We start from the raw sequence: 20,856 nt of genomic DNA, 5'->3' as shown, positions 1-20,856 counted from the left end.
ATGAAATTAGCGATACGCATTTGTCTGGTCATGGTGGTTCTATCGGCTTCCTGCACCCAAAAAAAAGAAATGGGGGCCATAGCATCGGGGAGTTTTTTTAAAAAGGTAGCCCCCGATAGCAGCGGAATAGACTTTTCGAACGACCTTCACTATAGCGACGAACTCAATATTATAGAATACCTCTACTATTACAACGGTGGCGGGGTCGCCGTGGGCGATATCGACAACGATGGGCTAGAGGACCTCTATTTTACGGCCAACCAAGGTCCCGACCGCCTGTACCTGAACCAAGGCAACCTAAAATTTATCGATATCACCAAGGAAGCGGGACTTCAAGTAGACTCGACATGGTCTACGGGCGTTACCATGGAAGACGTCAACAACGATGGACTTTTGGATATATACGTCTCCAAGGTAGGCAAATACAAGTCGCTCAGCGCCCATAACCTGTTGTACATCAATAATGGGGACCGGACGTTTACCGAAAGTTCCGAAGCCTATGGCCTTGATTTCTCGGGTCTCTCGACCCAGGCTTCCTTTTTTGACTATGACAATGATGGCGATATGGACCTCTATTTGATGAACCACTCGGTACATACGCCCAGAAGTTACGGCAATATCGAACAGCGAAACCAAAAAGACTCCCTCTCGGGAGACCGGCTCTACGAAAACCTTTTAAACGAAGGCTCCCCAAGGTTCAAGGATGTCACCGAATCCTCGGGCATATATAGCAGTGCCCTAGGCTACGGCCTGGCGTTGATCACCTCCGATATCAACGGCGATGGACTTATCGACATCTATGTGGGCAATGATTTTCACGAAAACGATTACCTGTACATCAACCAAGGCGACAAGACCTTTAAGGAAAGTAGTGCCGATTGGCTCGATCATACCGCCAGGTTCACAATGGGTGTTGACATCGCCGACATAAACGGAGACACCCGCCCCGACCTCTTTACCCTGGATATGATGCCCTATGATGCCGAAATTTTTATGAAGTCGGCGGGCGAGGATTCCGATAAGGTCAGGAACATCAAAAAGAATTTCGGATATGGCGAGCAATATGCGCGCAACACCTTTCAAATCAACAATAAAGGTTCTTTTACCGACATCGCCCTACAAACCGAAACCCATGCCACCGATTGGAGCTGGAGTGTACTGTTACAGGATTACGACAACGACGGGCATAACGACATCTATATTACCAACGGCATCTACAAACGCCCCAATGACCTCGACTACATCAACTACCTGAGTACGACCGACTATGCCCAATTCGACCAAAACAGACAAAAAGAGGTGAAAAAAAAGTTAATAGACAAAATGCCCACGGTGAAACTTGCGAACGTACTTTTTCAAAACAATGGCAATCTCGATTTCAAAAGAATATCCGATGCCTCCGATGCAGGCCCCTCATACTCGAACGGCGCGGCCTACGGCGATTTGGACAACGATGGCGACTTGGACCTGGTCGTGAACAATATCGGGCAACCCGCCTTTGTACTGGAAAATGTATCCGACAAAGGCAATCATTTTATTTCCTTTGACCTTAAGGGAGATAGCGACCTAAAAAACACAACGGGCACCAAGGTATTCGTATACGCCCAAAACAAAACCTGGGCCAAGGAGGTAACGGTCACCAAAGGGTTTCAATCCGCTTCAAGCCGTAGACTGCATTTCGGCCTTGGCGACACAAAGGAAATCGATTCGGTAAAAATACAGTGGCTCGATGGCAAGGAACAGATCGAAAAAGGCTTGGCGGTAGACAAAATGCACCTTCTTGTCAGGGGAAAAGACCTAAGGGCATCCGCCCTGCCCAAAACCGATGCCCCACCATCTTTCAAAACCTTCCCCTATGTTCATCTAGAGAACAATTTCCTCGATTATGAAAGGGAGCCCCTCATGCCCGAAAAATTGTCTGCCGAAGGGCCGGCCGTGGTACAGGCCGATTTTAACGGCGATGGATTGGAAGACCTGTTCATCGGCGGGGCAAAATACCAATCGCCCCAACTTTTCATCCAACAAACAGGCGGCGGGTATGCGAACATCAAGGACAGTGGATTGGCCAAGGACATTGTTTATGAAGACGTTTCGGCGACGGCTTTCGACCTAGAAGGCGATGGTGATCTTGACCTCTACGTGATGAGTGGCGGCAACGACAAGCTCGAAGACGACCTTCAACTCGAAGACCGGATCTATGTCAACGACGGACAGGCAAATTTTACCCGATTAAAAACACCCTTGATACGGACCAACGGCGGAAGCGTTTCGTCGTGCGATTTTAACGGCGACGGGCACGACGACCTTTTTATTGGAAACCGTTCCATTCCGGGAGGTTACGGCCTATCCCCTTTTAGCTATATGCTTGTCAACAACGGCAAGGGCGAATTTATGATGGCCCAAAAAGGACGCTTGGGCATGGTAACCGATAGCAAATGGGCCGACATCAACAACGACGGTCTTCCCGACCTGATCATTGTAGGCGATTGGATGCCGATCACCCTACTGATCAACCAAGGCAACTCGAGTTTCTTGAACAAGACCGGCGAATTCGGCCTAGGGCATACCCAAGGCATGTGGAACACGGTCTTAGTAGACGATTTCGACAATGATGGCCGAACGGACATTATGGCGGGCAATGCCGGGCTAAACTTTAAATGGAAGGCATCCAAAGACCGGCCCGTGAAAATGTACCTCGACGATTTTGACGATAATGGGCAACCCGACCCCATCATTTACTACGATTTCTTTGGAAAATACGTGCCCTATGCATCCAAGGACAAATTAACAGGCCAATTGCCATCGTTAAAAAAGAACTTTCTGAGTTACACCGATTTTTCAAAAACGAAAGGCATCGAAGACCTTACCGGCAAAAAAGAAGAGGACGTTTTGGAAGTCAAAAAGATTTCAGAACTGCGATCCATGGTCTATTGGAACAAAGAAGGTGGTTTTAAACCCATGCCGCTTCCCAAAGAGGCACAGATGAGCAGCATTGAAGATTTTTATAAAAAGGGCGACACCGTGCTATACGTGGGCAATTATCTGGATTATGCGAATGAGTTGGGCCAAAGCACGGCCAATTCGGGAGGAATTCTCACCCTCAAAGGCGAAAAGGTCCTAGCCCAAGGCCATTTACCGCTACCCGTCGCCTTGAATGCACGTAGGGTACTCAGGTTGGACGACGATAGCTATTTGGTAGTTTCCAATAACGACAAGGCCTATCTCGTTTCCACCCGAAAAGACCGATGATGTTTTTTCAATACAGGACGGATTTCGGATTGTTGACAAAAAGAAAACCCCAAAACCGACAATTCGATAAATTTCGTGCCGAATGCATCATAATTTTCATTAAATAACACATTTCTAACTTGTATCGAAAAGCCTAAAGCAATATCTTACCGCCTCCAAATTTTCGACCATGTATTCCATAGGATATGACATTGGCAGTTCTTCGATAAAGGCTGCCCTAATAGAGACGGCAACGGGAAAAAACATATCGGTAGTCAACGAACCTACCGTTGAAATGGGCATGATCGCCCTTCAAAACGGATGGGCCGAACAACATCCAGACGACTGGTGGGGACATGTGTGTACCGCGACCAAAAGGCTTATAAACGAAAACGGTATCGATCCGTCCGATATTACGGGCATAGGCATATCGTACCAAATGCACGGGCTCGTGGTCGTCGACGAAGACGGCTTACCCCTGCGCAATTCCATTATCTGGTGCGACAGTAGGGCCGTAGCGATAGGCCAGAAGGCCTTTGACGACCTGGGAAATGAAAAATGTTCGGAGCACTTGCTGAATTCCCCGGCCAATTTCACCGCTTCGAAATTAAGATGGGTACAGGAGAACGAACCGGAAATTTATTCAAAGATCCACAAATTTATGTTGCCGGGCGATTATATCGCCTACAAGCTGAGCGGTGATATACGCTCTACCATTTCCGGACTTTCGGAAGGTATCTTTTGGGATTTTAAGGACAAGGGTATCGCCGATTGGTTCTTGGAATATTACGGCATCGACCAAAAACTTGTTCCGCAGTTGGTCGGCACTTTTGCCGAACAGGGAAGGGTATCGGAAGACGGTGCCTCGGAATCCGGGTTGGCCGTGGGCACGCCCATTCTCTATCGGGCGGGCGACCAGCCCAACAACGCCCTATCGCTTAACGTCTTCAATCCCGGGGAAGTGGCGGCAACAGGGGGCACCTCGGGGGTCATGTACGCCATTACCGACAGCCTATCGGTCAAAGAGAGCGCACGTGTCAACAATTTCGCCCATGTCAACTACACTACCGAAAACACGCGTATCGGTAAAATGGCCTGTATCAACGGGGCGGGCATCATGTACCGTTGGTTGATGAACAACCTTAAGGTTTCCTCCTATGACGAAATGAACGAACTCGCCGCAGGTGTTCCCGTGGGATCTGACGGTGTTACCATACATCCGTTCGGAAATGGTGCCGAACGTGTGCTTAACAATAGGACCCTGGGCACCCGAATGGCCAACATCAACCTAAACAACCATACGAAGGCCCATCTATGCCGCGCCGCACTGGAAGGTATCGCCTTTTCCTTTGTATACGGAATGGAAATTATGAAGTCCGACGGTATCGATCCCCAAGCGGTGCGTGCCGGAAACGACAATCTTTTCAGGTCCGACATTTTTTCAAATACCATTTCGACCCTCATCGGCCAAGAGATCGAAATTTACAATACGACGGGGGCCATAGGTGCCGCACGGGCCTGTGAATTGCACAAAGGCGATTTTGAAACCTATGGAAAACGCATCATCGATAACGATTTCGTCATGAAATTCAAACCCTCGGCCGATAAAAAGCCCTATGAAACGGCGTACGGGAAATGGAAGGACGAACTTCGCACCCTGCTCGAAAAGTTGGATTAGTACAGATCGCTTTCACCCGTGTAATTTTAAAACAAGATCAAACCCTTATTATACAAACTTAAACTCTAAAAACTTAAACCCTAAAAATTTAAAACAATGGCATTAATAGGAGACAAAGAATATTTCAAAGGAATCGGCGAGATCAAATTTGAAGGCAAGGATTCCGACAACCCCTTGGCATACAAATGGTACAACCCCGAACAAGTCGTTGCCGGGAAGAAAATGAGCGAACACTTTAAATTCGCCATCGCCTACTGGCACACCTTCTGCGGACAAGGTGCCGACCCCTTCGGCCCGGGCACACAGAACTTCGAATGGGATCGGCCATCGGATCCCGTGGAAGCCGCCAAGGCCAAGGCCGACGCCGCCTTCGAGTTTATCACCAAAATGGGCGTTGATTACTTTTGTTTCCACGATTTTGATTTGATACAGGAAGCGGACACCTTTGTCGAATCGGAAAAAAGATTGGCGACCATTGTAGAGTATATCAAGGGCAAGCAAGCCGAATCGGGCGTAAAGCTCCTCTGGGGTACCGCCAATTGCTTTTCGAACCCCAGGTATATGAACGGCGCCTCTACCAACCCCGATTTTAACGTATTGGCCCGGGCGGGAGGACAGATCAAACTGGCCTTGGACGCCACCATGGAACTCAATGGCGAGAACTACGTGTTCTGGGGCGGACGCGAAGGATACATGTCCCTTCTCAATACCGATATAAAAAGAGAACTCGACCACATGGGCAAATTCCTGGGCATGGCGCGCGACTACGCCCGAAGCCAAGGTTTTAAAGGTAACTTCTTTATCGAGCCCAAACCTATGGAGCCCATGAAGCATCAGTACGATTTTGATTCGGCAACCGTCGTTGGCTTCTTGAACGAGTACGGCCTACAAGACGATTTCAAACTCAATCTGGAATTCAACCACGCGACATTGGCCAACCATACCATGCAGCATGAAATGGAAGTGGCCGCCGCACATGGCATGTTGGGAAGCCTTGACGCCAACCGTGGCGATTACCAAAACGGCTGGGATACCGACCAGTTCCCCAACAACATTACCGAGGTTACCGAAGCCATGCTGACCTTCTTGAAGGCGGGTGGCCTGCAAGGTGGAGGTATCAACTTTGACGCCAAGATCAGAAGGAACTCGACCGACCTAGACGATGTTTTCCATGCCCATATCGGTGGTATGGACACCTTCGCCCGAGCCCTGGTTACGGCCGATAAGATCATTACCTCATCGCCATACGAGGAAATGCGCGCCAAAAGGTACAGTTCTTTCGACTCCGGAAAAGGAAAGGACTTCGAAGACGGTAAATTGAGCTTCAAAGACCTTTACGACATCGCCCACGAAAACGGCGAGCTCGAACTACAGAGCGGAAAACAGGAACTGTTCGAGAACATCATTAGCCAATACATCTAGGCAAGAGGTGTATCCAAGTAAAAACCCGCTATCGTTTGATAGCGGGTTTTTTATTCCATTATCCTATTCCCTACCTTACTATTGGGCGAAATAGATATAGATGCCTATGACGATCGCACATATAATCGCCCCTACCTGCTTTACATATTTGTAGGGCTCGATCGATACTTGCTCGGTATACTTGAGTTCAAAGGCCTCCTTTCTCGGGAATATCTTTCCTATGATCAACATAATGATCATATTGGCCACAAAAAGTATGGCCATAACATGTATGTAATGGGGATAGGCGTCGGCCTCGACCAATCGCAGGGCGTCGCTATCGGTTATCCCCGAAGCCTTGGCGGCCTCGACCGCATTTTCCCTAAGCCTCGGACTCACCAAAAATTCGCTGATAATATAGAGGATCGATCCGGAAACGATACCGATCTTGGCGGCTATGGCCGGCACCCTTTTGGTCAAATAACCAATGGCGATAATCGTAAAGATGGGTATGCTGTAAATTCCATTGATCTTCTGAAGATAGTTGAACAGGCTTCCGGCGTCGGCTATCATCGGGGCTATGAACATGGCGGCCAGGGCCAGGCACACGCCAAATATCTTTCCGTACTTGACCACGGTCGACTCCGATGCTTCCTTATTGATATGCTGCTTATAGACGTCGATTCCGAATAGGGTTACCGAGCTATTGAGTACGCTGTTGAACGAACTCAATATGGCCCCGAAGAGCACCGCCGCAAAAAAACCGATCAAGGGTTTTGGCAATACCGCCCGAACCAATTCGGGATAAGCGAGATCACTTGACGCCAATCCGCCATCGAAATAGTAATAGGCTATCATACCGGGCAAAACCAGGATCAGCGGCCCCAGAATCTTTAAAAACGAAGCCAGCAAAAGCCCTTTTTGTCCCTCTGCCAGGTTTTTGGCCCCCAAAGCGCGCTGTATGATCTGCTGGTTAGTCCCCCAGTAAAAAAGTTGGATCAGCATCATACCCGTGAAAATAGTCGAAAACGGAACCTCTTGACCCGGTTCGCCCGTTGAATCGAAGCGCTCGGGGTTTGCATCGACCAAAACGTGCAGGCCATGTAAAACACTTCCGTCACCAATGGCCATCAATCCGAATACCGGGATCAGGATACCCCCGACGATCAAGCCCACCGCATTGATACTGTCCGAGACCGCAACGGCCTTCAACCCGCCGAAAACGGCATAGATCGAACCTATGACACCTATGCCCCAAATACACAAGACCAAGGCCGTGTCGTCCGATACCCCCAAAAGCGTGGGCACATCGAACATTCCACTTATGGCCACGGATCCCGAATAAAGTATCACGGGCAGGAGAACCACCACATAACCGGTCAGGAAAAGTACAGAGGTAATGGTTTTGGTGGCCACATCGAAGCGATCGGCCAAAAACTGCGGTACGGTGGTAAGTCCGCCCTTTAAATACCTCGGCAACAAAAAAATAGCCGTAACCACCATGGCAATGGCGGCAAGGGTTTCCCAGGCCATCACCGATAACCCGTCTTTATAGGCACTACCGTTTAAGCCTACAATCTGTTCGGTGGAGAGGTTGGTCAACAGCAACGAGCCCGCTATCACCCCTGCGGTCAAGCTTCTACCTCCCAAAAAATAGCCGTCCGATGTTTGTTCGTCTGTTGTCCGTGTTGCAAAATAGGATATTACCGCCACCATTATGGTAAAACCCAAAAAAGAAAGTATTCCTATCATACGAATAGATCAGTTTGATTATAAGGGGTAAATATATCGGATAATTTGATAATAATTCAATAATAGCCGCATAATCTAACGAACTGCGAATCGACTATCCTTAATATCGTTTTTTGCCCGTTGTTCTTTGGAAAGTCCCTTCCGGACGAAGGCGAGCTTTGATCGGCCCGACCACGTCAAACGCTTTGGCCACACCAATGTTACAGCGACAAAACTACCGGAAAAGGGTAGCGGACGAAACACCCTCAGGCAAAAATTACGGCCTTTCATTACAGCTTATCCAATACATCTTGCCAAAACTTTAAAATAATGTAATTTTGCGTACTCATTTGATAATTTTTTTCACCCCGACAGAGGATTTATCAATGAGGACGCCCCATACCTATAAAGGGCCCAACCGAAAAACCTTTGAACATGAATAAAATATCAATTTTAGCAGGCTTGTTTCTCGTACTGGCCAGTTGCAATACGGAACAGAAGAACACGGCCCCGATTGTAGTGGGCCCCGACGACCTCCACGCCTCGGTAGACAAGGTCACCGAAATCATGATCCATGATATCTTCTCTCCGCCCGTAGCCAGTCGGATTTTTGCCTACCCCAATATCGCGGCCTACGAAATTGTGGCCCAATTCAACGACGAATACCTATCATTGGTGGGGCAGGTAAGGGATCTTGAGCCGATTCCCCAACCCGATTCTACGGCGAGTATCAATTACAACCTTTCGGCCATGGTGGCCCATATGGAGCTCAGCAAACGCCTGATTTTCTCCGAAGACCGTATGGAGGCTTTTCGAGACAGCCTTTATGGAATGTGGCAAGACAAGAATCCAAGGGTTTTCACCGCCTCAAAGGACTACGGACTTCTAGTGGCCGACCATGTGGGCAAGTGGATGGCGAAAGACAATTATGCCCAGACGCGAACCATGCCCAAATTTACCGTTGACGCCGACGACCCCGCACGTTGGCAGCCCACTCCCCCGGCCTATATGGATGGGATAGAGCCGCACTGGAACAAGATCAGGCCCTTTATAATAGATTCCGCCGCCCAGTTCAAGCCCCTTCCCCCACCGGCATTTTCACTCGACCCATCTTCCGATTTTTATAAGGAGATGAAAGAAGTATATGACATCGGCAAGAAAATCGAGGAAGATGGCGATGAATCGGAAGAAATCCAAATCGCCAAGTTTTGGGACTGCAACCCTTATGTATCGGTAACCCGTGGGCACTTGATGTTCGCCACGAAAAAAATCACCCCTGGGGCCCATTGGATAGGCATCACTAAAATAGCCTCACGAAATACCAATAGCGATTTTGACGAGACCCTATATGCCTATACGAAGACCTCGATGGCCATTGCCGACGCATTTATCAGCTGCTGGGACGAAAAATACAGAAGCAACCTTATCCGACCTGAAACCGTCATCAACCAGTATATAGACGACGAATGGAAGCCAGTACTGCAAACCCCACCTTTTCCCGAGTATACTAGCGGACACTCGGTCGTATCAGGTGCCGCATCCACTACACTGACCGATATTTTTGGAGACAATTTTAGTTTTGACGACGATACCGAAACCCCTTACGGCCTGCCGATAAGAAGCTTTAACTCCTTTAACGAAGCCGCCGACGAAGCCGCCATCAGTCGGCTTTATGGGGGCATCCATTACCGGGCCGCCATTGATGAGGGCCTGAAACAGGGCCGCGACCTCGGAAAGTTCGTTGTAAACAAGGTACGGATGAAAGCCGACCGAAGCCTGGCCGAAAACCTGCGGTAACCGGCCCGCTCAAACCCAAGAGGAAACAGGGGTTATACGGCTTTCGAAAATTTTACCATAAGCCTTTCATAACATAAACAGGACACAAATTGAAACATTACACCTTTCCCCTTTTAGGACTCCTCTTGCTCTGTAGCTGTGCCAACCACGCACAATTACAACGCATTGCCAAACTCCCGAAAGAACTTAAGGAAAATTCGGGAATGGCCTATTATGGAGGAAGCTCGGCCTGGTTCGTAAACGACAGCGGAAACCCTGACAAGATCTACAAAGTCGATTTCGACGGTCAACTGACCCATAAATTCAAGGTAAGGAAGGCCAAGAACAGGGACTGGGAAGAATTGACCACCGACAAAAGGGGAAATCTCTATATTGGTGATTTTGGCAACAACATGAACGACCGGGAAGATCTTACCATTTACATAGTGCCCAACCCGGAAACCGAGAAAGGAAACAAGATAGAGGCCGATAAAATAACCTTTACCTATCCCGAACAAAAACATTTTCCGCCCAAAAAGAAAGACCGCATGTTCGATGCCGAAGCCTTTTTTCACTTCAACGACCACCTTTATATTTTTACAAAGAACCGTTCCGAACCCTTTACGGGCAAAACCTTACTTTACAAGGTTCCTGCAAAAAAAGGCGACTACAAAGCGGAATTGGTAGGCCAACTCAACCTTTGCCCCGATTGGGATACATGTAGGGTAACCTCGGCCGATATCTCGAAGGACGGTAAGACAGTGGTGCTGCTCGGCTATGGAAAACTATACCTCTTTACCGATTTTGACTCCGACCATTTCTTTGAAGGAGGGCGCCAAGAAATCGACTTGGGCATACGCACCCAACTTGAATCTGTGTGCTTTTATGGCGAAAACACGCTTTTACTATCCGATGAGGAAGAGAAAAAGGGAAACGGGGGCGGTAATTTGTACACCTATCAACTCAAATAGAAAGGCTTCGTTCAAAACCCGAAACCGAGTCCAAAGGAAAATCGGGGTCCATCATCGCTGTTAAAAACCGCTACCCGGGCGGTTACCATATCGACACCGTTCAAAAAGATTCCCCCGCCATAGGAGGTGTGCCACACATCGGAATCGATATTCGGCCCCCAGACCCGTCCGTAGTCAAATCCGCCATAGACCCCAAGGGTAACCGGCAACAATTCGGTCTTGATCCGCCGCAGGCTATACCTAAGGTCGGTATTTTGATAATAGGACTTTTTACCGGTAAAACGTTGGTTCCTAAAACCCCGCAATCCGTCCAATCCGCCGATACTGGCCGCTTGGTGAAACTCGTATCCATCACCAATATTGAATTGGGCCTTTAATTTCGAGGCCAATACCAACCTACCGCTAGGAATCAATTTATGGTCAAAGGACAAGGAGGGCACCAGATATCCAAAACCCTTCTTTTCAGTGAGGTTGTTTTTGTAACCTAGGCGAAGCGAAGTGGCCATACCCATGGTCGGGAAAGCCGTATTATCGATGTTTTCATAAGAATACTCCGCATCTACCCCCATAAAAGACTTTCGGTTTTCCTGGCCGTTCTCCACGTAAAAGGTGTTAATAAAACGGCCATCCGTTTCCTCCACCTCTATCGACTCAAAAGAAATACCCGTCTTAAATTTGGCCCCCAACTGCCCTCGCCATACCAGCGATGGATTGAGCTTAAAGGTCTCCAATCTCACTCGATTGTAATCCATGCCCAATTCATCGTCCCTGTTTTCCGTATCATTTCCAAAACCAAAGAAATTGACACTGTAGTTGGGACTGGTAAAACGGGCCGACATATCGAAGTTCCAGTTGTCGAAGATTTCGGCAAACTCCCCGGAGTACCCTAGCTCGAAGCCGTTCGTGGCAAAGTAAAACGAGGCATCTACCCTGTGTTTTTGGGTGAAGGGGTTTTGCCTGAATCCATTATAGGTATAGGTATCGCTGAAACCAATCTTTACCCCGTCGTCGGGATTGTAGCCAATGGTCGGTATAATCAGGTTGGTCGAACTCCTGACCTTTAAGGGAAGATAGGTGTTTACATCGTAGTCGTCGGTCAACTTAACCTTGGCGTTCTTCGTTTCCTTAAATGTATTTTTCTTTGACCTGTAGTCGTAAATAGCGACATTGCCCCCTTGCTCCAATTCGTAGATGTCGTTGTTCTGGCCGCCGATCAACCGTACTTTGATGCTGGCGGACCTTTCCCCCCTTACCTCAAACCGGTCATCGTCGTCGAGTCCGTACACCCAAATCTCTTTGGTCGTCCCAGCCGTGAACTTTTTGTCGAAGAACAGCTTTTGCTTTTCCCCCTTGATGTTCCGGTATGCCTTTACCTCTACCTCGTCCTTGCCCAAGATGTTCACTTCAAACCAATCGTCCTTGTCGGTCCCCACTACCATGGCATATTTGTTCAGCACCCCGTAGTATTCCCGTGCCGTCTCCTCGATATGGGCCAACCTGGATTTTAATATGCGTTTGGTTTCAGTAACGGTTTCGTCCCGCACCTCTTCCGGAAAGTTTTCAAAGGCTTTGTCCATCACTTCTTCCGTCAGGTGTTCTTGAAGAAATCGGGCTTGGGCCACCCATTGATCCAAGGTGGTTTCGGGCAGAATGGCCATGTCGAGCACATAGGTCTTGGGCGAGGAGTTAAAGCCTTTTACGCTTCGTATCTCCTCATTGAACCCTTCCATCAACCGAAGTGGCGGAACGATCCGGGTCAGGAGATTCATGATTAACCCGTCACCGTGTTTCGAATACACCATGTCACGGTCCCTGGGGACCGGCTTGTACACTACCTTGTCGTTTTTTTTGTCTTTAAACTCGGCCCAACGCCATTGGTCTACATGCCGGTCCCAATCGCCCAATACCATATCGAAGAGCCGGGCCCGCAGATAGAGTTCGGAATCGACCTCGTACTTCTCGTCGTCGCGCAAATCTTCGAGCATGCTATCGGTACTCTTCAATTCATCGGAATAGCCATAGCTTGCCAGGTCGCCATGGCCGTCACCGGCATGCTCCTCTATCATATAGAGCTCATCGCCGAAACTCTCGTTAAAATCTTTCAGGGCCGGCTGTTTGGGCACGTAGTACAGCACCGGATTGGTATGGAATATACCGACGGCATCGGACAGGGGAGCGACGGTAAAGGGCGCATAAGGGTTCGAACCCGTATAAAAATCGAGCAAAAAACCTTCCGTACCGGTGTCTTCGAAATCGCCCATGATATATTTGTTCTGAAAGGCCATGCCCTGTAGATACAGTTCGACGTTCTTTCTAAGGGCCCTCATCACATACTCCTTGCCGCTTTTGTGCCGTAGGCGAAGCGATTTCGACTGGTGCCCGCCCCCTTTTCGAACCGGTTCGAGCCCCCCCATTAGGGTATCCAGGTCGACCGTTGGCGCGGTAATCTTTGTAGCGTAGTACTTGCGATAGCGTTCGCCCCATAAAAATTTAAAGAAACGGCTTCGTTCAATTTCTTCCTCACTATAGACCGAGGCTTTGACGGTCGGGGGGAAGGAATCGGGATATTCGTCCTTATCAAAGGCCTTTCGGTTCGGGGGGAGTACCTGTGAAGCAAACAAAAACTCCTCGTCCCCGTTGCCATCCGTGCCGTAGAAATCAACCTTGGAGGAACCGTCCTTATATACCTCCAACACGGCATACCCCCTTCTGCCGGTAGAAAACAGGCTTCCGTTCAACAATCGGGTCGCCCCTTTCTTGGCCCCCGACCCGCTTACGATCTGAGGGGTATTCTCTTCTACGATATATTGCAAGGTATGCTCGTGTCCCGAGGCCAAGATTACCTTTTCGGAATACTGGGCCAAGGTAACCAGGCGTTCCCTAAGCTCGGTATAACGTTTGTTCTGCATATCTTCGATCGATGCCCCGGTCGTACGGCGCAACAGGTTAATAAACGTGCCCAGTACGGGCAGGGGGCCTATTTTTTCCTTCGGATATAGGTTTGCCTTAAGACTATACTGACCGCCATGGGCTCCATAACTGAACATGGGATGGTGCATGGCAATAAGGGTGGTCCGCTGGCGGTTTGCCTTGATCTCGTCTTCGAGCTCCAACCAAAACTTATCGCGGCTCTTGATATCGCACTTGTCGTTGATTCCCGGCCGCTTGTCCCAATTGGTCAAGTACCACTCCGTGTCTATGACGATGACCGTAACATCCTCGTTTACCTCGATGGTTTCAATGGGACACCCGTCCTCGGGAAAAAAGACCTCCTTACTGCCGAGGGCCTTCTGAATGTATTTCTGCTCCCGTTTCAAGCCCACCAATCCTTCGGTATACCAATCGTGGTTTCCGGGAATGAACAGGGGCTTTCCCTTAAAATTCGCCAGGGTCTTCAACTGCGCATCCAAATCGTTCTTGGCATTCAGGTAAGCGGCCGTGGAGTCTTTGGGGTCGGGCATGCCCGCAGGATAAATATTATCTCCCAAAAAGATGGCCGTACTGTTCGCATCTGCCCGATCAAGTCGTCTCTTGAAAATTTTGAGTACTTCGTTCATGTCGTCCATGGGCGAGAGGCCGGCATCACCGATCAGGTAAAAGGTATGCGATATTTCCTTATCCGTATCATTAACAGAGCCCTTATCTACTTTATATTTTGTTTTATAGGTAGCACAGGACGCAAACAACAAGGCCAGTACCATAAGTGCAAAATGTTTGGGCATTGGAATAGGAATTGATTCTTAATTATTTGTATTTTGGATGCAAAACCGTTTTTATGTCCGAGTTACTATCAAAGGTCGAGAATTTTGCAACAAACTTACTGGTCAACAAATTGGACAACAACTATTTGTACCACAACCTAAGGCACACCCAAAGGGTTGTCAAAAGTAGTAAAGAAATGTTGCAATCGTATAACTTAGATGAATTGGATTCTAACGCGATTGTCCTTGCCGCTTGGTTACACGATATCGGATATACCGAAGGCCCGGAAGACCATGAGCGCAAAAGTTGCGAAATTGCTTCGGCCTTTTTGAGGGAGCAAGGTTGTGAGGCCCCACTTATCGACAAGGTCTGCAAGCTGATAATGGCTACCCAATTGGAACACGAGCCCCAAGACCTTTTGGAGGAAATTATCAGGGATGCCGATTCTTCGCACCTGGCGCAGAACAGCTACACCGAAACCTCCGAAATGCTCAGGGAGGAGCTTTCGCTATTGGGAATTGCCGACATGTCGCCCAGAGAGTGGAGAAAGGCCAACATAAAAATGTTTCAGACCAAGCACAGGTTCTATACCGATTACGCCAAAACCAACTGGCAAAAAGGAAAGGACGACAACCTAAAAAAACTGATCAAAAGCCTTAAGAAGGAAAACAAGGCCCGAAAAAAGGAAGAACTAAAGGTGCGCTTAAAGAACCAAAGTCCGGAACGCGGCATCCAGACCATGTACAGGGTATCGATGCGCAACCATTTGAAACTAAGCGACATTGCCGATACCAAGGCAAACATCCTACTCTCGGTCAACGCCATCATCATTTCACTTTTGCTCACCAACCTCATCCCTAAACTGGACAATCCGTCGAACGACTACCTGATTTACCCAACGGGCATCTTCGTTCTTTTCAGTATTGCCTCGATGGTCATGTCTGTTCTGGCCACCAGGCCCAATGTTACCAGTGGGGAGTTCGACCGAAAGGATGTGGAAAACAAAAAGGTCAACCTATTGTTCTTTGGTAATTTCCACAAAATGAAACTTCAAGATTACGAGTGGGCCATGCAAGAATTGATAAAGGACCAAAACTACGTGTACAACACATTGACCAAGGACCTTTATTTTTTAGGGGTCGTTCTCGATAAAAAATACAAACTGCTGCGATGGACGTATTCGGTATTTATGGTCGGCATAATTCTATCGACCATTGCCTTCTTCGTGGCCTTGAAGTTTTACGGTCCTGAACGTATCATTGAGCTCCCAACCTAAAAAAAGGCCATAAAAAAAGTTCCGCGTTGACGCGGAACTTTTTTCTTTCCAATAAGCCTACCTGTTTATAGGGCAGCGTCAATGGCATCGGTATACACCTTTTTGGGCGATACGCCCACTTGCCTATTGACAATCTCACCGTTTTTGAATACCAGAACGGTAGGTATGTTACGCACCCCGTATTTAGCGGCGTACTCCTGATTGGCATCTACGTCGACCTTACCGACGACCGCCTTGCCTTCGTATTCGTTGCTTACCTCTTCTATGATCGGCCCTACCATTCTACATGGTCCGCACCATGCCGCCCAAAAATCTACAACTACAGGTTTATCACTTTTTAAGACTACTTCGTCAAAAGTAGCGTCTGTTATTTCTAATGCCATGTTATTTAATTTATTAGATTATGCAAATTTAGTCATATTTTATTCGCTTTTCTTACGCTAGAAGAATCTATTTTAGCTATAACGCTATCACGGGAATTTATTTTATCACCATACCCGAATAAAATGGCCCTACCAAGGCTAATTTAACTTATAATGCACCTGCTCCCGTTCCAAGGTCGCCAACAGTTCGCTTGAAATCCGTACTTTTTGCTTCCTACTGGACAGGTTCACCTTAATGGCCTCCTTCATTTCATAAACGACAAAGTTCAATGGATGGCTTCCTTGGTGCGACACCAAAGTATCCTTCAACCAATGTATCCTATCCTCCTCCAAATCGTCTATGTTCAGTTTGATGGTCAACTTTTTGGCATAATTTTCCATGACATCCTGAAGCAGCATAAAGCTATTGAACTGGATTCTCGGTTCTCCCTTCTTGCCCGTATCGCGGTTGACCCATCCATCACGCACAAAAATTTTGACGTATACAAATGAATTGATCATGAGAAAGTGACGGAATTTCAGGTATTCTTCCCCAAAAATCCTGAACTCAAAGGAATCTGAATAATCTTCCATGGTAAAGGCCGCCCAGCCTTTTCCGTTCTTGGAAGTACGATGTTGCACATCGGTGATCACCCCTGCGAACGAAAGTTCGCGGTTGACGTATTTTTCCAGTTCGCCCGCACACGAAATATTGGCGTTGCAAAAGGCATTGATCTCTGTCTTAAAGTCATCGAGCGGATGCCCCGATATATAGATTCCCACTACTTCCTTTTCGCGACGCAGTTTTTCCATGGTGCCCCAATCTTCGCAAGGTGGAACGACAGGCTCGGGAATCTGCACCTCGCTCGCATCGCCAAAAAGACTGACCTGCGACGAATTTTGGTTTTCCTGGTACTTGGCCCCATACTTGATCACTTTTTCCAAAAAGGTGATTCCGTCCCCCTCATCGTGAAAGTACTGTGCGCGATGGGTTCCCTCAAAGGAATCGAAACCACCGGCCACGGCCAGGTTTTCAAAGGCCTTTTTGTTGGCCGCCCGCAAATCGATCCGCTTGGCCATGTCGAACACCGATTTGTAGGGGCCGTCTTTTTTACGGTTCTCCACTATGGTCTCGACCGCCCCTCGGCCTACACCCTTTATGGCCCCCATACCAAAACGGATGGCCCCGTCTTTGTTGACGGCAAATTTGTAGTACGATTCGTTGACGTCAGGACCGAGAACCTCGAGCCCCATTCGCTTACATTCTTCCATAAAGAAGGTTACCTGCTTGATGTCGTTCATGTTGTTCGACAGCACGGCGGCCATGTATTCGGCAGGGTAGTGGGCCTTGCAATAGGCCGTTTGGTAGGCGATCCACGCGTAACAGGTAGAGTGCGACTTGTTAAAGGCATAGGCGGCAAACGCCTCCCAGTCTTTCCATATTTTCTCCAGCTTATCTACCGGATGCCCTTTTGCGGATGCCTGTTCAATGAACTTGGGCTTCATTTTGTCCAGTACGTGCTTTTGCTTTTTACCCATGGCCTTACGCAAGACGTCGGCCTCACCCTTGGTAAAATCGGCAAGTTTTTGCGAAAGGAGCATCACCTGCTCTTGGTATACCGTAATACCGTAGGTTTCGGCAAGGTATTCTTCGCAGGCCTCGAGGTCGTACACAATTTCTTCGGTACCATGCTTACGGGCGATAAAGCTGGGTATGTATTCCATCGGTCCCGGACGGTACAGGGCGTTCATGGCGATCAGATCCGCAAAGACCGTGGGCTTTAACGCACGCATGTGCTTTTGCATACCGGGCGATTCGTATTGGAACACCCCGATCGTTTCACCCCGTTGGAAAAGCTCGTATGTTTTTTTGTCGTCCAGCGGAAAATTTTCGGGATCCAGCTCTATACCGTGTTTCGCTTTCACGATCTTTACGGTATCCTTGATCAGGGTCAGGGTCTTTAGGCCCAAGAAATCCATTTTCAAGAGTCCCGCACTTTCTACCACCGAGTTGTCGAACTGGGTACAGTACATGTCGGAATCCTTGGCCAATGCCACGGGAACGAACTTGGTAATATCGTCCGGGGTAATGATCACCCCACAGGCATGGATGCCCGTATTACGAACAGACCCCTCTAAAACGTAAGCTTGGTTCAGGGTTTCCGATTCCAGGCCATCGCCCTCGGAAATGTTCAGGAGTTCGTTTATTTTTTCGAGTTCCTCGCTGTTGAACTTACTGCGAAGTACCTTTTCGTCCACCCCGATGATCTTTTTTAGTTTGGACATGTTGGGGATGAGCTTCGCCATACGGTCGGCATCGCTCAGGGGCAGGTCGAGTACACGGGCCGTATCGCGGATGGACGATTTGGCGGCCATGGTACCATAGGTAATGATCTGTGCTACTTGGTTGGCCCCGTATTTCTCGATCACATAGTCCATTACACGGCTACGCCCCTCATCATCAAAATCGATATCGATATCGGGCATGCTCACACGGTCCGGATTTAGGAAACGCTCAAAAAGCAGGTCGTACTTGATCGGGTCGAGATTGGTAATCCCCAAACAGTAGGCCACGGCAGATCCCGCTGCGGACCCACGGCCGGGTCCCACGGAAACCCCCATATTTCTGGCCGCCCTGATAAAATCCTCCACGATCAGGAAATAACCCGGATAGCCCGTTTTTTCGATAACCTTAAGCTCAAAATCGAGTCGCTCGTCTATTTCGGGCGTAATTTCGCCGTATCTCCTTTTTGCGCCCTCATAGGTAATATGGCGCAAGTATTTGTTTTCCCCACGCTTGCCCCCATCCAATTTGTCTTCCTCGAACTGAAATTCCTCGGGGATGTCAAAAGCGGGCAAGAGCACGTCGCGCGCCAAGCTAAAGGTCTCTACCTTGTCGATAATTTCCTGTATGTTGATGATGGCCTCCGGAATATCCTTAAAGAGTTCCTTCATTTCGTCAGAGGACTTAAAGTAGTACTCTTGGTTGGGAAGGCCGTAGCGGTAACCGCGACCACGGCCTATGGGGGTCGACTGCTTTTCGCCGTCCTTTACGCACAAAAGGATGTCGTGCGCATGGGCATTTTCCTTGTTGACATAATAGGTGTTGTTGGTGGCGACCAGTTTTATATCGTGTTTTTTGGCGAATTGGATCAACACCTGGTTGACCCGATTTTCGTCTTCCTGTCCGTGGCGCATGATCTCTATATACAGGTCGTCGCCGAACATCTCCTTCCACCAAATAAGGGCTTCCTCGGCCTGTTTTTCCCCTACGTTCAGTATTTTACTGGGAACCTCACCGTACAGGTTTCCGGTAAGTACAATGATGTCTTCCTTATACTGTTCAATGACTTTTTTGTCGATACGGGGCACGTAGTACTTTCCTTCCACAAAGGCAATGGAAGACATTTTGGCCAGGTTAAGGTACCCTTGCTTGTTTTTGGCAAGCATCACGATCTGATAGCCATTGTCTTTTTGCGATTTGTTGGTGTGGTCTTCGCACACGTGAAATTCGCAACCTATGATAGGTGTAATCTCGGGAATGGGTTCGGGTAGTTCGTGAAGGGGTTCCTCTCCTTCTTGGAGGGTTCCGTTTTGCGTGGCCTCGTACCTTTTTTTGTTTTCCTCGTTTTTGGCGGCCACTCCCTTGTTGTGGTTAATAACCCCGTTCACAAAGTGAAAGGCCCCCATCATATTGGCATGGTCCGTCATGGCCACAGCGGGCATTCTGGCCTCTGCCGTTGCCTTGATCAGGTCGGGGATGCTGATGGTGGACTGTAATATGGAAAACTGGGTGTGATTGTGCAGATGGGCGAAATTGGCCGACTCCAAAGTGGCCAGGTTCTCCTGTATCTCTTCTTGCGAAACCCCACCGGTATCCTTTTCCCAAAGGGCGTCCGCTATTTTTTTGGAAGCCTGTTTTAGGTTGATGTGCTTAAGGCCGATGAGCTGTATCTCTTGCGGGTTGGCCTCCGAGAAATTCTCAAAGTAATCGGGCTGAACATCCAGTTGCTCGGCCGTATACTGCCTTTTTCTGATCAGCTCCAAAAAACAACGGGTCGTGGCCTCAACATCGGCCGTGGCGTTGTGGGCCTCGGCGAAAGGTTCGCCGAACAGAAATTCGTGAAGCTCGGTCAGGGTAGGAAGCTTAAACTTGCCGCCACGCCCACCGGGTATCTGGCACAATTGTGCCGTATGTTCCGTACAGGTATCCAAGACAGGCAGTTCCTGCAGGGGGTTCTCAACGCCCATCCTATGGAATTCAGCCCCCATGATGTTCACGTCAAAACCCACATTCTGCCCCACGATAAACTTCGTTTGGGCCATGGCCGCATTGAACTTCTCCAAGACCTCTGCCAAGGGAACACCGTCCTTTTCCGCCAGCTCCGTAGATATACCGTGGATCTTTTCGGCGTCATAGGGGATGTTAAAACCTTCGGGTTTTACCAAGTAATCTTGGTGCTCTATCAGTCGGCCCATGTCGTCGTGCAACTGCCACGCTATCTGTATACAGCGGGGCCAGTTGTCCGTGTCCGTAATTGGGGCGTCCCATCGTTTAGGCAATCCGGTGGTCTCAGTGTCAAAAATCAAATACATGTTGCGGAAGTTTCGGGTTCTAGATTCGCATGTTTCATTCCATGAAATGCGAAATGAAATAAGAGCTTGTAAAATTAGACAAAACGGGCAGGTATTTAAAATGATGTTTTTAGTAGTTATCAACGACAAACCCAT

Annotated in this window: 10 protein-coding genes; 6 read left to right on the top strand and 4 right to left on the bottom strand. The window is 48.6% G+C overall.

The features are described from left to right. The 3 genes from BUB37_RS04560 to xylA all read left to right on the top strand — a co-directional run bounded on the left by BUB37_RS04560 (position 1) and on the right by xylA (position 6,328). Entirely contained in the window at positions 1–3,249 is a 3,249-nt protein-coding gene (locus BUB37_RS04560; protein WP_072989138.1) for an FG-GAP-like repeat-containing protein, read from the top strand. A 169-nt stretch (positions 3,250–3,418) separates the two neighbouring features. Then, the gene (locus BUB37_RS04555) at positions 3,419–4,906 is read left to right on the top strand and encodes a xylulokinase (protein WP_072989135.1); all 1,488 of its coding nucleotides are present in this window, start codon (positions 3,419–3,421) and stop codon (positions 4,904–4,906) included. Between the two features lie 96 nt (positions 4,907–5,002). Continuing rightward, positions 5,003–6,328, top strand: a complete 1,326-nt coding sequence (xylA, locus tag BUB37_RS04550) for a xylose isomerase (RefSeq protein WP_072989132.1) — start codon at positions 5,003–5,005, stop codon at positions 6,326–6,328. A gap of 78 nt (positions 6,329–6,406) precedes the next feature. Here the strand turns inward: xylA and BUB37_RS04545 are convergent, their stop codons facing one another. Next, positions 6,407–8,059 (bottom strand): solute:sodium symporter family transporter, encoded by a 1,653-nt coding sequence (locus tag BUB37_RS04545; RefSeq protein ID WP_072989128.1) that lies wholly within the window; start codon positions 8,057–8,059, stop codon positions 6,407–6,409. Positions 8,060–8,473: 414 nt separating this feature from the next. On the opposite strand from BUB37_RS04545, the gene BUB37_RS04540 reads away from it, so the two are divergent. Together BUB37_RS04540 and BUB37_RS04535 are read left to right on the top strand one after the other, a co-directional pair. Beyond that, positions 8,474–9,835: a vanadium-dependent haloperoxidase gene (locus BUB37_RS04540; RefSeq protein WP_072989124.1), complete on the top strand. Its 1,362-nt coding sequence runs from the start codon at positions 8,474–8,476 to the stop codon at positions 9,833–9,835. A gap of 89 nt (positions 9,836–9,924) precedes the next feature. Continuing rightward, a complete protein-coding gene (locus BUB37_RS04535; protein ID WP_072989121.1) occupies positions 9,925–10,785 on the top strand; it encodes an NHL repeat-containing protein in 861 nt (286 codons plus the stop codon). Between the two features lie 11 nt (positions 10,786–10,796). Here the strand turns inward: BUB37_RS04535 and BUB37_RS04530 are convergent, their stop codons facing one another. Next, positions 10,797–14,507, bottom strand: a complete 3,711-nt coding sequence (locus tag BUB37_RS04530; RefSeq protein WP_072989118.1) for a metallophosphoesterase — start codon at positions 14,505–14,507, stop codon at positions 10,797–10,799. 53 nt (positions 14,508–14,560) lie between these two features. On the opposite strand from BUB37_RS04530, the gene BUB37_RS04525 reads away from it, so the two are divergent. After that, a complete protein-coding gene (locus tag BUB37_RS04525; RefSeq protein ID WP_072989113.1) occupies positions 14,561–15,763 on the top strand; it encodes a Pycsar system effector family protein in 1,203 nt (400 codons plus the stop codon). Between the two features lie 65 nt (positions 15,764–15,828). On the opposite strand, the gene trxA is transcribed toward BUB37_RS04525, so the two are convergent. Beyond that, a complete protein-coding gene (gene trxA / locus BUB37_RS04520) occupies positions 15,829–16,146 on the bottom strand; it encodes a thioredoxin (RefSeq protein ID WP_072989110.1) in 318 nt (105 codons plus the stop codon). A 138-nt stretch (positions 16,147–16,284) separates the two neighbouring features. Beyond that, complete coding sequence (gene dnaE, locus BUB37_RS04515) at positions 16,285–20,721, bottom strand: DNA polymerase III subunit alpha (protein WP_072989106.1); 4,437 nt, start codon at positions 20,719–20,721, stop codon at positions 16,285–16,287. Positions 20,722–20,856 lie beyond the last annotated feature (135 nt).

This window comes from Pseudozobellia thermophila, assembly GCF_900141855.1.
GTDB lineage: Bacteria > Bacteroidota > Bacteroidia > Flavobacteriales > Flavobacteriaceae > Pseudozobellia > Pseudozobellia thermophila.
The sequence above is the reverse complement of the archived record's forward strand: the minus strand, read 5'-3'. Positions and strand labels throughout refer to the sequence as shown.